Origin of the sequence: Pseudomonas sp. V98_8, from assembly GCF_029967975.1 — a bacterium.
GTDB classification, from domain to species: Bacteria; Pseudomonadota; Gammaproteobacteria; order Pseudomonadales; family Pseudomonadaceae; genus Aquipseudomonas; species Aquipseudomonas umsongensis.
Genome location: NZ_JASCAE010000053.1, coordinates 1 through 13,309, shown reverse-complemented (window position 1 = coordinate 13,309; position 13,309 = coordinate 1). Strand labels below are relative to the sequence as shown.

The following is a 13,309-nucleotide window of genomic DNA, read 5'->3' as shown; positions in this document are numbered from 1 at the left end:
GTCAGGGCGCCTGACACACCGCTTTCGCGAGCAGGCTCGCTCCCACAGGGGATTTGCGTCGTACACAGAATTTGTGGCAACCCAAATCAACTGTGGGAGCGAGCCTGCTCGCGAATAGGCCAGCTCAAACAATATAGAACTCAGGTCAGTCCCGATAATCCGGCGCCACCCGCTCCAGCAATCTCAGCAACGCCGCCCAGGCCAGTTGCATGGCATCTGGATCATTGAGCTCACCCTCCTCCAGCGCCCGTCCCGGCTCATTGAACTGCCGCTCGGTATGCGCGCAAACCTCGGGCGACGGCAACACCAACTCCCCGGCAGCCATGGCTGCCAACTGAATGTCGCAGGCCTTTTCCAGGTAATACATGCGCATGAACGCCTGCCCCACCGTCTCCCCCACCGTCAGCAAACCGTGATTGCGCAGCATCAGCACCGGCTTGTCGCCCATGTCCGCCACTAGCCGCCGCTGTTCGCTCATGTCCAGCGCCACGCCTTCGTAGTCGTGGTAGGCCACACGGTTGTAGAACTCCATGGAAATCTGGTTCACCGGCAACAGCCCGCACTTCAACGCCGCCACCGCGCAACCGGATTTGGTGTGCGTATGCAACACGCATTGCGCGTCTTCACGAGCACCGTGAATGGCGCTGTGGATCACGAAACCGGCCGGGTTCACCGGGTACCGCGACGGTTCCACCGCGTTGCCATCGAGGTCGATTTTCACCAGGTTGGACGCGGTGATCTCATCGAACATCAGCCCGTAGGGGTTGATCAGGAAGTGATGCTCCGGCCCCGGAATGCGCACCGAGATGTGGGTAAAGATCAAATCGGTCATGCGAAAATGCGCCACCAGGCGATAACAGGCGGCGAGTTCTTCGCGCAAACGTTGTTCGGTCGGGCTCATGCGTTCACCTTCACGGTAGAGGCCTCAAGTCCCTGACCCAAGGCCTCCCAACCGTCGAAGCCACGACGGGCGATGAACACCAGCCGGGTAGTATCGACGCCGGCTTCGTCGGTCGCCGGCAAAAACTGACTGCGGGTACCGACGTGTTGCAGCCAGTGCGCCTTGTTGCCCTGCGCCAGCTTCACCAGCCCCTTGACCCGGAACACATCGCTGGGCAGCGCCTGCAACCAGCCGCGTAATCCGTCGGCATCCAGGGCCGCGTTGCTCTGCCACAACCAACTGCTGAACATCTCGCCGTGATCGCCATCGGACACCCGTGTCAGCGGTTTGACTTTGCGAGGTTCAAGCTCCAGTTCGGTATCCAGCCACAGCGCATCCGGCAACTGCGCCTGCACGCTTTCATGCACGCGGGTCCTGAGCCCCAACGCCTCGCGCAATGCCTGCAACTGCGTCTCGTCGACCAGATCGGTCTTGTTCAACAGCAGCAAATCGGCAGCGGCCACTTGCGCCCGCGCCAGTCGCGCGTACTCGCCGTCGAGTTGCAGATGGCGAGTGGCATCGACCACCGTGATCACCATGTCCAGTTGCATCTGGCTACGCAGCTGTGGATAAGCCAGGGTCTGCACGATGCGCTGCGGATCGGACACGCCGCTGCACTCAATGACGATGCGCTCCAGCCGCGGCTGCAATTGCGCCAGGCTGCCGAGTTGGGCCAGCAGGTCTTCTTGCACGGTGCAGCAGATGCAGCCGTTTTGCAGGCTGTACACCGCGTCGGTCACCTCCGAAACGATCGCAGCATCAATGTTCAGCTCGCCGAAATCGTTGACGATCACCGCCAGGCGGCTGCCTTCGGCACGGCGCACCATGCGGTTGAGCAAGGTGGTTTTACCAGCCCCGAGAAAACCCGAGACGACGGTCACGGCAATACGTGGCGTGGTCATTGCGCCTTGCCCTCCAGCACCGGTGGTTCGCCCTGCCAGACCGCCTTGAGGCCAACGGCTTCCAGCGTCGAATGGCGGTCGTAGACCAGTTGCCCTTCGACGAAGGTCAGCAGCACCTGGGTCTTGTGGATGTAGTTGCGTGCCGGTGCAGCAAACAGGTCACGGTCGATCACGATCAGGTCCGCCGACTTGCCCACTTGCAGGCTGCCGGTGCTGTGCTCCAGGCCCATGGCCACGGCGCCGTTGCTGGTAATCACGGTCAGCGCCTGTTCGAGGCTGATCGGGTCGCCGAAGCAGGCCGGGTCGTCGTTCCACGGGTTCTGCCGGGTGATCATCGTTTCCAGCGCCAGCCACGGGTCGATGGACGCCACTGGCCAGTCGGTGCCCATCACGGCGGTGCCACCCGCGGCGAGCACGCCCTTGAAGTCGTAGATGCGCTTGAGCCGTTCCTGGCCGTAACCGGAACGCGCACCGCTGGCGAACGGTGTCGGGTACCAGGCCGCCGGGGAAAATTCGGCGATGACATTCAGTTCCTTGAAACGCGGCAGGTTGCCCGGGTGCAGCAAGGTGCTGTGGGCGCACTGGTGACGCACACCGCTGAAGCCGTTGCGCCGACGCGCCTCGGCCACGGCATCGAGGAACACGTCGGAGGCGCCGTCGCCGGTGCAATGGGCAATGACGCGGATGCCCTTGCGGTCCATGTCCACCACCATGTCGGTGATGTGCTCCGGTGTCAGGTTGAGCTTGCCGCGCCAGCTCTTTTCCTCTGGCCATGGGGTCAGCAGGTACGAAGACTTTGGCTCCACGGTACCGTCGAAGTGAAACTTCACCGCGTTGGCGCTCAGGCGTGCGCTGCGATAGTAGTGACGCTCGCCCGCCAGCAATTCCCAGCGACGACGCACCGGGAAGATGTCGTCCTGCCAACTGATCGCCGCTTCGATGCGCACGGTCAGTTCACCGCTGTCATCGAGCGCCTTCAGGGCTTGCAAGCGCTGTTCGCAGACGTGCACATACTTGCTTGCCGTGACCCCGCGCGAGCTCTGGAAGTGCACGCCATCGCGATAAGCGCGGCGCAGCACGCTGACCGGTGTCGGCGGCATGGCGGCGTGGATCATCGCGTAGGCGCCATCGATCATCAGGCCGGTGGGTTCGCCGGTCAGTTCGTCACGCTCGAAATAGCCGTTGCGCGGGTCTGAGGTGTTGCCATCGATCCCAGCCAGTTCCAGGGCCTTGGAGTTGACCATCATGGTGCCCCACATGCGGTCGAGCAGCGCCACGGGACGGTCAGGCATGACGCTGTCGAGCCAGGCACGCCCCGGGGTCAGGCCCGCTTCGCGGAAGGTGTAGCGCACCCAGTATTGGCCGTAGATCCAGCCATCGCCGGGATGGCTGTCGGCGTAGGCGAGAATGCTTTCGCGCAGCTGTTCCGGGGTCGGGTCTTCGATGCCGACGTCGAGGTCATCGGCGTAGCGCGGCGCCAGTGCGAGATCGGGGTGGGTGTGCATGTCGTGCAGGCCCGGCATGCAGAACGCACCTTGCAGGTCATGCACGCGGGTGTTCGGGCCCTTGAACATCTCGATCTGACCAAGGCTGGCAACACCGATCAACTTGCCGTCGCGAATGGCCACGGCCTCGGCCCACGGGTTGGCAAGGTCCTGGGTGTAGATACGACCGTTGGCCAGGATCAGGTCGGCATAGGTCCCCTGCACGGAATGGGTAGAGGAAAAGTTATCGGACTCAGCCATGTAAGCCACCTTTGAGTTCAGGAGATTGAAAGGTCCACCGGGCGTCGGGCGCATCGGGGGCCTGAAAAAATTGTTGTTGTTTTAATCAGCCAGAAACGTTGCCGCATCGACCTCGATCATCACCGGTTCATGGCAATTGCCGAGTTGCCCCAGCAGCTCGCGCAGCGCTTGCAGAGTGCTCGCCCGGTGGTGGGAGACGTGGCAGCTTTGCGCGAGAGCGGCGAAGTCCGGCGTGAGGATGTCCACCCCGAGCAAGGGCACCGCCCTGGCGTTCATGTAGTCGCGGATTTCGGCGTAGCTGCTGTTGTTCCACAGCAGCAGGATCACGCCAACGCCGGCTTCCCTGGCGGCGATCAGTTCGGCGCTGGAAAACTGCAAGCCACCGTCGCCCACCAACGCCACCACCGGACGCAAGGGTTGCGCGAGCTTGGCGCCGATGGCGGCGGGCAAGCCGTAGCCGAGGGTGCCGTAGCCACTGCCGGCGTTGAACCAGCTGTTGGGTGTTGGCGCCCGGTAGCCCAGGGCGCCCTGGTACACCGGCTGGGTCGAATCACCGACGATCAGCGGTTGGGGCAGGCAATCGCGCAGCGTATCGAGCAGCGCTTGCATGCGATTTTGTTTCGCCGTCCAGCCGGCCTGTTCAAGGGCGTTGACCCGACTCACCCGCGCAGCGGCCCAGGCGCCATCGGCCTCGCGTTGCGGCAGTTGCGCCAGTAACGCGAGCAAGCCTTGTTCGGCGTCACCCAACAAGCCGACCGTAGCCGCCTGCACCCCGAGTATCTGTAGCGGGTCGATGTCCAGGCGAATCAGCGGCGCCTTGAACTGCAAGGGGCCAAGGCCGAAAAAGTCGTAGTCGGTTTCCCCCAGCTCAGTGCCGACCGCCAGCACCACGTCGGCCTCGGCGAACAGCTCGCGGCCGAGGGCCGAAGACTGCACACCGTCGAGCAATAACGGATGCTCGGGAGCCAGCAAACCACGGGCGTTGGTGGTCAATGCCACGGGGGCCTGCAAGCGTTCGGCGAGTGCAGTCAGGGCCTCGCTGGCGCGGCGCGCGCCGCCACCGGCAAGGATCAACGGACGCTTCGCCGCCTGGATCAATTCGACTGCGCCGGCGATGGCCGTGGCTGCCGGGGCCGGTGCTGCCGGCAATGCCCGCGGGCGCAAGTCCAGGCCATCGGCAGGCATTTCCAGCACGTCCAGCGGAATCTCGATGTGCACCGGCCGTGGCCGCGTGCAGCCGAACAGGGCAAAGGCCCGCGCCAGCACTTCCGGCAACTGCGACGGGTGCTGCAGCGTATGGCTGAAGGCGCAGACACCGGCGACCAGCGCACGCTGGTCCGGCAGTTCATGCAGGTGACCGTGCCCAAGGCGCAAGTGCTCGCGACGGTTGCAGGTGGAGATCACCAGCATCGGTACCGAGTCCGCATACGCCTGGCCCATGGCGGTGATGATGTTGGTCATGCCGGGACCGGTGATGATGAAACACACCCCCGGCTTGCCGCTGGCGCGGGCATAACCGTCGGCCATGAACCCGGCGCCCTGCTCGTGGCGTGGGCTGACGTGTTGCAGGCGGCTGCCGTGCAAGCCGCGATACAGCTCGACGGTGTGCACGCCGGGAATGCCGAAGACGGTTTCAACGCCATAACCTTCCAGCAACTGAACGAGCGCCTGGGCACAACGGGTCATGCAGCACCTCTTTGATGATGGGCGATATCGGCCCAAGGACAATTGGCGCTAGTATTGTTGAATCAACCGATACAACAATCGATTTTTTTTGGCCTGACTGTTCGATTTACGTCACCATACGAGCTCACAACAAGACCGGGATGATTTATGCGTTTTCCTTCGATGACCGCCCTTCGCGCGCTGGACGCAGTCGCCCGCACCGGCAGCGTGTCGGTTGCGGCCCGTGAGCTGAACCTGACCCGTAGCGCCATCAGCCACCAGATCAGCAAGCTGGAGGAATGTGTCGGCTTCCCCCTCACCGAGCGCATTGGCCGCGGCATTGGCCTGACTTACCAGGGCGAACGTTACGCCAGGGAGGTGCACGGGATCTTGTTGAACCTGCTCGATGCCGGGCAGTTGGTCGACGACCAGGAAATCTCCGGCCGGCTGTGCGTCAGTTGCGCACCGGGGTTTGCCACCTATTGGCTGTGCCACCACATCGGCGCGTTCCTGCGCCAGTATCCGCAGGTGCAATTGCAGCTGATTTCCCCACGCACACCGGACGATATCAACAACCCCGGCGCCGACCTGTTCATCGCCTACGGGATTGGCGACTGGCCGGAGATGGTGGTCGAAGAAATCGTTGCGCTGCGCTTCTTCCCGGTGTGCAGCCCGCGCCTGATCAACGCCCTGAGCGGCCTGAAAAACCCGCAGGAACTGAGCAACTACCCGCTGTTGCACATGACCGATTATTCGGACTGGCGCGTCTGGCTGACCGCCGCGGGGGCTTCGGGGGTCAACGCGACGAGCGGCATCCTGTTCTCCGATGCGCACTGCGCGCAGTCGGCGTGCATTGCCGGCCAGGGTATCGCGATCGGCGACAACCTGATTAGCGGCGATGCCTTGTCCAAGGGCCTGCTGGTACGCCCCTTCGACATCACCATTGACCTGCACCGTGGCTACTACCTCGCCGCCGATCCGCAAAAGGCCGAGCGCGCAGTGGTCCAGGCCTTCAGCAACTGGGTCAAGACGCAGCTGCAGTCCTCCCACCAGACCTGGCAGGACACCCTCTGAGGACAGAGCGGGATGCCTGACCACCGCAGATCTGTAGGAGCCGGCTTGCTGGCGATGGCGGCCTGAAGAACGCTATCGCCAGCAAGCCGGCTCCTACAGAAAAGCCGTCTGGGCGACACCGGCAAATGAGTAAAAAAACTAACCAATACGGGCAAAATAATTCCATTGATGTAGCGATATTTTTAACAATAATACGCCCAAAGCCCATTTCGGATTCGCATCCGTCCTCGTACGTCTTATGGGCAATAAAAAGAGGAACCTCATTGTGTCCAGCCGTTCAGCGATTCAGCTCAGCGCTCAAGGTATCAGCCAGTATTACGGCCGTTTCGCGGCGCTGGATAACGTCGACCTGGATGTTCGCCAAGGCGAATTCCTGACCCTGCTGGGCCCCTCCGGCTCGGGCAAGACCACCTTGCTGATGATCCTGGCCGGTTTCCTCAGCCCGACCTCAGGCAAGCTGATGGAGCAAGGCGTCGACATCATCCGGCGCTCCGCCGAGAAGCGGAACTACGGCATGGTGTTCCAGGGTTATGCACTGTTCCCGCACATGAGCGTGGCCGACAACGTCGCCTACCCGCTGCGCATCCGCAAAGTCGCGGCCGAAGAACGCAATCGCCGGGTCAAGCACATCCTTGAAGTGGTCGGCCTCGGAGCGCACATGCACAAGAAGCCCGCCGAGCTGTCCGGTGGCCAACAGCAGCGCGTAGCGATTGCCCGGGCGCTGGTGTTCGAACCGGAACTGTTGCTGCTCGACGAACCGCTGTCAGCCCTGGACAAGAACCTGCGCGAACAGCTGCAAACCGAATTGCAACGCATCCACCGTCAGGTCGGCACCAGTTTCGTCTTCGTCACCCACGACCAGAACGAAGCCCTGGCGCTGTCCTCGCGCATCGCGATTTTCAACCACGGCAAGCTGACCCAGGTCGACACGCCGGAAAACATCTATAACCGCCCCGAGAGCCGTTTCGTCGCCGAGTTCCTGGGCAAGATGAACCTGTTCCCGCTGGACAACCTGACCCGCAACGGCCAGACCGCCAGCGGCCGCTGTGGCACCAGCGTGTTACACGCCGTTGCACCGAACGCATTGAGCAATGCGCCGATCGTATTGGCCGTACGCCCAGAGCACATGGAACTGCACAGCGATTGCCCGACCACGGAGGGCTACAACGTGATGCCCGCGCAGCTCACAGACAAGGTCTATCAAGGCTCCAGCACCCACCTGGCGCTAAAAGTCGGCGGCGATACATTGCCGATCAACCTGTCCGTACCGGGCAATCACCCGGGCGCGCTGATGCCCAGCGGTGCGCCGGTTTGGCTGAGCTGGCCGGTGCAGCAAAGCTTCCTGCTCCAGGCCTGATTCCCCCCCAACACATTGCGTCACAAAGCTCTCTTCCAATGACAACAAAAAGGCCGGTGCCCACGCAGGCATCCGCCGACTGAGGACTTGCCCAATGCGCCAGGATCACCAACAAGACTGCATCGAAGTGCTAATCGAAAAAGCCCGTGGCGGTCAGATCAATCGTCGCACCTTCATCCAGGCCATGGGCCTGTTGGCGGCAGTACCGCTGGCGATGCGCAGTGGCATCAGCTGGTCGGCGGACAAGCCGCTGGTGGTGGTCAACTGGGGCGGTGATGCCTTGAACGCGTTCCGTTCGGCATGGACAGACACCTTTACCAAAAACACCGGCATCCAGGTGCGCATCGACGGCGCCGGCCCGACCGAGGGCGCGATCCGCTCGCAGTTGGCCAGCGGACAACCGAGCTGGGACGTGGTCGACGTCGAGAGCTACAGCGCCATTGTGCTGGGTCGCGAGAAGATCCTGCAACCGCTGGACTACACCACCATCAAGCGCGATCAGGCAGCCCCGGCGCTCAGCTCTGACTTCGGCATCGCCAGCTACCAGTTCAGCTACGTGATGGCCTGGGACAGCGCAAAATTCGGCGACAACGGGCCAAAGACCTGGGCGGATTTCTGGGACGTAAAGAAATTCCCGGGCAAGCGCACGCTGTACAAATGGATGAACGGGATGCTCGAAGCGGCCCTGCTCGCCGACGGCGTTCCCGCTGATCAGCTCTACCCGCTGGACGTGCCGCGGGCTTTGAAGAAGATCGACGAGATCAAGCCTCACGTGCTGTCGTTCTGGAGCTCGGGCGCCGAGAGCCAGCAATTGATGGTCGACGGCGAAGTGTCGGTGGGGGCGATCTGGCACACCCGCGCCAAACTGCTCAGCGAAGACACCGACAACCGCGTGCGCTGGAGCTTCGACAACGGTTTCATCAACTCCAGCAGCTGGGCCGTGCTGAACGGCAACCCGGCGGGCACCCAGCCGGCCATGCAGTTCATTCAGCAAGCCATGCAGCCTGAAGGCCAGCTCAAGTTGTTCGAAGCACTGGGCAATGGTCCGTCGAACAGCGCGACCGAAAAACTGATGTCGGCCGAGCAGCTGGAAGCCAACTGCGGCTCCGAAGCGAACCTGAAAAAACAGATCGCCCTCAATGCCCAGTGGTACGCCGATAACTACTCCAAAGCCCTGGAAGAGTACCTGACGCGGTTGTCCAAGTGAGCCATCGACCATGACTACGACCCTGACTTCAACCCTGGCCGCCCCCAAGCCGCGCGTCAGCTCGCCGGGCCTGGAGCGTGGCTTGCTGCTGTTTCCGCTGCCGTTGCTGCTGCTGGTCTTCTACGTGTTGCCGTTTCTCGGCGTGGTCGGCTGGAGCTTCTCGCTGCCCACTCCAGGCATCGAGCAGTACCAGCGCATCGCCACCGACCCGGCGATCCACGAGATGCTCTGGCGCACCTTGCGCCTGTGCCTGACTGTCAGTGGCCTGGCCTTGATGATCGGTTACCTGCTGGCGTACTGCTGGGTGTTCAGCCCGCCGTTCTGGCAGCGGGTGGTGGAGATCTGCATCTTCATCCCGTTCTGGATTTCCGTGCTGGTACGCGCCTTCGGCTGGCTGATCGCCCTGCGCAGCAATGGTGTGCTCAACGAAAGCCTGTTGGGCATGGGCCTGATCGATCAACCCCTGCAACTGAGCCGCAATGAAATCGGCGTGGTCATCGGCATGCTCCACGTGATGATCCCGTATGCGGTGTTCCCGCTGTTATCGACCATGCGTCAACTCGATCAACGCGTGCTCATGGCCTCGCGCGGGCTGGGTGCAGGTGCCTTGCGCACCTTCTGGCAAGTGCTGCTGCCACAGACCCTGCCGGGCATCCTGGGCGCGTTCATCATGGTCTTCGTGTTCTGCCTGGGCTTCTTCATCACACCGGTGCTGTTGGGTGGCGGGCAAACGGTGATGATCGCCGAATACGTGTTCCTGCAGATGTTCCAGACCAGCAACTGGGGTCTGGGGGCGGCACTGAGCGTGGTGCTGCTGGCCCTGGTCAGCGCATTGATCTGGGTGCTGTTGAAAATGACCCGCGTGAACCGACTGGTAGGCTGAGATCACTATGAACACCCATCGTACAAGCCTGAGTACCCGCCTGCTGGCCGTGGTCGCCATGGCCTTCATGCTGTTCCCGTTGCTGACGGTCATCCCGGTGTCGTTCACCAGCAAGCGTTTCCTGTCGATGCCCCAAGGCAATTGGTCGCTGCGGCATTACGAAGCGCTGGTGAGCAACCCTGACTGGTTCCATGCCATCAGCCAAAGCCTGACCATCGCCTTCGCCACGAGCATCATCGCGACCCTGCTGGCCGCCAGCTTCAGCCTCGGCATCTGGTACATGCGCTCCAAATGGGCCACGGCGTTGATCGGCCTGGTGCTGCTGCCGATGGCGATTCCGCCGGTGATTTCCGCGCTGGTGCTGTACTTCATGGAAACCAAGCTCGGCCGCTTCGCACCCGGCATGGGCTACGACACCCTGACCGGCGTGGTGATCGCCCACGTGATCATGGTGGTGCCATACGGCGTGGTGACCATGCTGGTTGCCCTCAGCCAGATCGACCGACGCATTGAACTGGCCTCACGCAACCTCGGCGCCAGCCTGATGCAGACCACCTTCATGGTGATCCTGCCGAACCTCAAGCTGGGGCTGGCGTCCACCGCCCTGTTGGGTTTCGCGCTGTCGTGGGAAGAAGTGGCGGTGACGTTGTTCATCACCAGCGTCAACGTCGACACCCTGCCCAAGCGGATCTGGAGCGGCTTGCGCGATAACGTTGATCCGAGCGTGGCGGCGATTTCGGTGCTGCTGATCTCGCTGACCTTGCTGGTGCTGATCGGGCGGTTGGTGGCTCAACACTTGGCGGAAAAACGCGCGCAGAAACTGTTGCATCCATAAACACACTACCGGACGGAAAGCCCCGCGTTTGTCATGACCGTGGGGCTTTTTTGCATCTTCTGTAGGAGCGAGCCTGCTCGCGATGGACGTCAACGATAACGCTGGCAGCCTGACACCCCGCGGTGTTCTGTCGTCCATCGCGAGCAGGCTCGCTCCCACAGAAAGGCAAAAAAATGACCAGCTGCCTGTTGCTCCGTGACATCCGCGCCCCGGTCCAATAGATTAGTCGGCCTGAAAAAGCCCCCGGGCTTTCTCGCCCCTATTCAAGTTCAAAGAAGTAGTGAAATTTCAATGTCCGATTCCAACACCGCTGAATCCGTAGTCACCTTGTCGTCCAAAGCGGAATACGAAAACTCCATCAATCTTTCACAGCATGTGCCCCAGGCCAAGACCATCAGCGAGATGGTCCTGGACGCTTTCCAGTCCACCCGCGAAAGCGAGCAGATCCGCGAGCTACGCGCCGCGATCCGCCAGGCCCATGACAGCTTCGACGACGATAAAGCCTACGAACTGATGGGTGAACTCAAGCAACTCAAGGACGCCGAGGCCGCCGACATCGCCGCCCTCGAAGACTTGAGCAGCAAATTCCCGATCAGCCGCATCCTGTCCAGTTTCAAGGACGACCCGGCTTTCCAGGAAATCGTCTACGGCCTGGCCCTCAAGGTGCTGAACCAGACGCACCAGGCCATCAGCAACCCGAGTGGCGGCAAGAGCAAGGCCGCCAAGGCGAAAAAAGAAGTCGAAGTGTTCACCATCAGCAAGGACGGCATGAGCGTCACCTTGCCGCTGCGCACCCCGCGCTCGCGCCTGAACGTCGACCGTGAAGCCCTGGAGTTCCTCGGTTTCAGCTTCGTTGGCGAAGGCGACGAGGCAGAGCTGCAAAGCGAGACGTTCCTGGACAACCAGGGCGCCGAACAGGCCGTGAACCGCAAGAACATCATCACCGCCCTGCAACAGCAGACCGCCTTCGACGGCTACAGCATCGCCGCCCAGTAAGCCGCGCCGGCATCCTCAGAGCCCCGCCCCCGTGCGGGGCTTTTTATTGCCCGCGATTCCTGCAAAACCGCGTTTAGTGTTCCAGTATCAAGGCCAGAGAAACACTTCCCTTCACCCACCTGCACCACGGGGCCGCCTGCGGGGAGCGTCAACTCACTTTCCAGCCCAAGACCTCAGTGGTGCGACTGCTGAGGTCATCATGAACACGCCACCCCTGTACCGTCAGTTGGCCAACCACTACCTGGACGCAATCCGCAGCGGCACCCTGAAGACCGGCGAGCGCCTGCCCTCGATCCGCCTGATGATGGAAAAACACGCCGTCAGCCTGTCCACCGCCGTACAGGTCTGTCGGGAGCTCGAAGACCATGGCGTGCTGGAAGCCCGACCGCGCTCCGGCAACTACATTCGTCAGCCCGACACTGCGCCCGGACCCACGCCGATCGCCCTGCCCCCGGCACTGGAGAATGGGGTCTACGTGGGCATCCATGAAAAGGTTTCCTCGGTCCTGAAGGCCAGTCAGCGCGCCACGGTCAAGGTCAATTTTGCCAGCGCCTATTGCGCGCCGCAGCTCTATCCGCTCAAGACCTTGCAGGACAACATGATCAAGGCGTTGCGCCTGGACCAGCATCTGTTCGATACCACGAGTTCGACCTGCGGCAACAGTGCACTGCGCAACGTCCTTGCCCGCCGGATGCTGACAGTCAAAACCAACCTGACGGCCGAACGCATTGTGATCACTCACGGCGCCACCGAAGCGATCAACCTGGCGTTGCGTGCCGTGACCCGTCCCGGCGATACCGTGGCCGTGGAGTCACCGACCTTCTACGGCCTGCTGCAAATTCTCGAAAGCCTGAACCTGCGGGTGCTGGAAGTCCCGGCCTCGACCCATGCCGGGATTCACCTGCCGGCCCTTGAACACCTGCTGCATGGACCAGAGCCAATCAAGGCGCTGATCGTCATGCCCAACCTGCACAATCCGCTGGGCAGCATCATGCCCGACACCCACAAGGCACGGCTGGTGAAGCTCTGTGCCGAGCACGAAACAGTGCTGATCGAGGACGACACCTACGGTGACCTGGTGGACACCGAGCAACCGCTGTCCACCCTCAAGCACTGGGACCGCACCGACAATGTGATCTATTGCGCTTCGCTGAACAAAACCCTCGCCCCGGGCCTGCGCCTGGGCTGGATCAGCGCTGGCAAATGGCACGATCGCGTGGAAATGCTCAAGCACACGCAAACCCGTGGCTGCGAGAAGCTGTCGCAACTGGCCGTCAGTGCATTCATGGGTACGCCCTCCTACGAACGCTACCTGCGTCGCTTGAGAAAAACCCTGACCCAGCAGCGCGAGCAAATGAGCGGGGCGATCATGCGCTATTTTCCCGAGGGCACCCGAGTGACCCGCCCTCAGGGCGGCACCTTGCTATGGGTAGAGTTGCCGGCTCGGCATTCGTCCATGGGGCTGTTTCATGATGCGCTGAGCCTCGGCATCCAGATTTCACCTGGGGATATCTTTTCCAACGCCAAGCGTTTCACGAATTTTGTGCGCATCGGCTGTGGAGCGCCGTATTCACCGAGGATCGATGAGGCACTGCAGACCCTGGGCCGCCTCCTCAAGAACCAGAGCTGACCCGCACCCTGTAGGAGCTGCCGCAGGCTGCGATCTTTTGATCTTAAAAAACAAGATCAAAAGATCGCAGCCTGC

The 13,309-nt window shown here is 62.0% G+C and carries 11 protein-coding genes; 7 read left to right on the top strand and 4 right to left on the bottom strand.

Annotated features, from left to right (window positions below):
* Nucleotides 1-145: 145 nt before the first annotated feature.
* The 4 genes from QLG10_RS17840 to QLG10_RS17825 all read right to left on the bottom strand — a co-directional run bounded on the left by QLG10_RS17840 (nucleotide 146) and on the right by QLG10_RS17825 (nucleotide 5,273).
* Nucleotides 146-901, bottom strand: a complete 756-nt coding sequence (locus QLG10_RS17840) for a class II aldolase/adducin family protein (protein WP_282487768.1) — start codon at nucleotides 899-901, stop codon at nucleotides 146-148.
* A complete protein-coding gene (locus QLG10_RS17835) occupies nucleotides 898-1,842 on the bottom strand; it encodes a GTP-binding protein (protein WP_188265036.1) in 945 nt (314 codons plus the stop codon). Before QLG10_RS17835 ends, QLG10_RS17840 begins: the two co-directional genes overlap by 4 nt.
* Complete coding sequence (locus QLG10_RS17830) at nucleotides 1,839-3,587, bottom strand: amidohydrolase (RefSeq protein ID WP_110747000.1); 1,749 nt, start codon at nucleotides 3,585-3,587, stop codon at nucleotides 1,839-1,841. Before QLG10_RS17830 ends, QLG10_RS17835 begins: the two co-directional genes overlap by 4 nt.
* An 81-nt stretch (nucleotides 3,588-3,668) precedes the next feature.
* Nucleotides 3,669-5,273: a 5-guanidino-2-oxopentanoate decarboxylase gene (locus tag QLG10_RS17825; RefSeq protein WP_282487767.1), complete on the bottom strand. Its 1,605-nt coding sequence runs from the start codon at nucleotides 5,271-5,273 to the stop codon at nucleotides 3,669-3,671.
* A gap of 147 nt (nucleotides 5,274-5,420) precedes the next feature.
* Between QLG10_RS17825 and QLG10_RS17820 the strand changes: the two genes are divergently transcribed.
* The 7 genes from QLG10_RS17820 (at nucleotide 5,421) to QLG10_RS17790 (ending at nucleotide 13,234) form a co-directional block, all read left to right on the top strand.
* Nucleotides 5,421-6,326, top strand: coding sequence for a LysR substrate-binding domain-containing protein (locus QLG10_RS17820; protein WP_110746997.1), 906 nt, complete (start codon nucleotides 5,421-5,423; stop codon nucleotides 6,324-6,326).
* A 265-nt stretch (nucleotides 6,327-6,591) separates the two neighbouring features.
* Nucleotides 6,592-7,683 carry an ABC transporter ATP-binding protein gene (locus tag QLG10_RS17815; RefSeq protein ID WP_282487766.1) on the top strand — a complete coding sequence of 364 codons (1,092 nt, stop codon included), beginning with the start codon at nucleotides 6,592-6,594 and terminating at the stop codon, nucleotides 7,681-7,683.
* Nucleotides 7,684-7,777: 94 nt separating this feature from the next.
* Entirely contained in the window at nucleotides 7,778-8,890 is a 1,113-nt protein-coding gene (locus QLG10_RS17810) for an ABC transporter substrate-binding protein (protein WP_179056290.1), read from the top strand.
* Nucleotides 8,891-8,900: 10 nt separating this feature from the next.
* Nucleotides 8,901-9,773: an ABC transporter permease gene (locus QLG10_RS17805; RefSeq protein ID WP_282487765.1), complete on the top strand. Its 873-nt coding sequence runs from the start codon at nucleotides 8,901-8,903 to the stop codon at nucleotides 9,771-9,773.
* A gap of 7 nt (nucleotides 9,774-9,780) precedes the next feature.
* Nucleotides 9,781-10,608, top strand: coding sequence for an ABC transporter permease (locus QLG10_RS17800; protein ID WP_282487764.1), 828 nt, complete (start codon nucleotides 9,781-9,783; stop codon nucleotides 10,606-10,608).
* Between the two features lie 291 nt (nucleotides 10,609-10,899).
* Nucleotides 10,900-11,604 (top strand): hypothetical protein, encoded by a 705-nt coding sequence (locus tag QLG10_RS17795; protein ID WP_110746988.1) that lies wholly within the window; start codon nucleotides 10,900-10,902, stop codon nucleotides 11,602-11,604.
* A 199-nt stretch (nucleotides 11,605-11,803) separates the two neighbouring features.
* Entirely contained in the window at nucleotides 11,804-13,234 is a 1,431-nt protein-coding gene (locus tag QLG10_RS17790) for a PLP-dependent aminotransferase family protein (protein ID WP_282487763.1), read from the top strand.
* Nucleotides 13,235-13,309 lie beyond the last annotated feature (75 nt).

Coding starts and splice junctions, on each gene's coding strand:
- QLG10_RS17840 (WP_282487768.1), bottom strand. CDS start 901: ATGAGCCCGACCGAACAACGTTTGCGCGAAGAACTCGCCGCCTGTTAT.
- QLG10_RS17835 (WP_188265036.1), bottom strand. CDS start 1,842: ATGACCACGCCACGTATTGCCGTGACCGTCGTCTCGGGTTTTCTCGGG.
- QLG10_RS17830 (WP_110747000.1), bottom strand. CDS start 3,587: ATGGCTGAGTCCGATAACTTTTCCTCTACCCATTCCGTGCAGGGGACC.
- QLG10_RS17825 (WP_282487767.1), bottom strand. CDS start 5,273: ATGACCCGTTGTGCCCAGGCGCTCGTTCAGTTGCTGGAAGGTTATGGC.
- QLG10_RS17820 (WP_110746997.1), top strand. CDS start 5,421: ATGCGTTTTCCTTCGATGACCGCCCTTCGCGCGCTGGACGCAGTCGCC.
- QLG10_RS17810 (WP_179056290.1), top strand. CDS start 7,778: ATGCGCCAGGATCACCAACAAGACTGCATCGAAGTGCTAATCGAAAAA.
- QLG10_RS17805 (WP_282487765.1), top strand. CDS start 8,901: ATGACTACGACCCTGACTTCAACCCTGGCCGCCCCCAAGCCGCGCGTC.
- QLG10_RS17800 (WP_282487764.1), top strand. CDS start 9,781: ATGAACACCCATCGTACAAGCCTGAGTACCCGCCTGCTGGCCGTGGTC.
- QLG10_RS17795 (WP_110746988.1), top strand. CDS start 10,900: ATGTCCGATTCCAACACCGCTGAATCCGTAGTCACCTTGTCGTCCAAA.
- QLG10_RS17790 (WP_282487763.1), top strand. CDS start 11,804: ATGAACACGCCACCCCTGTACCGTCAGTTGGCCAACCACTACCTGGAC.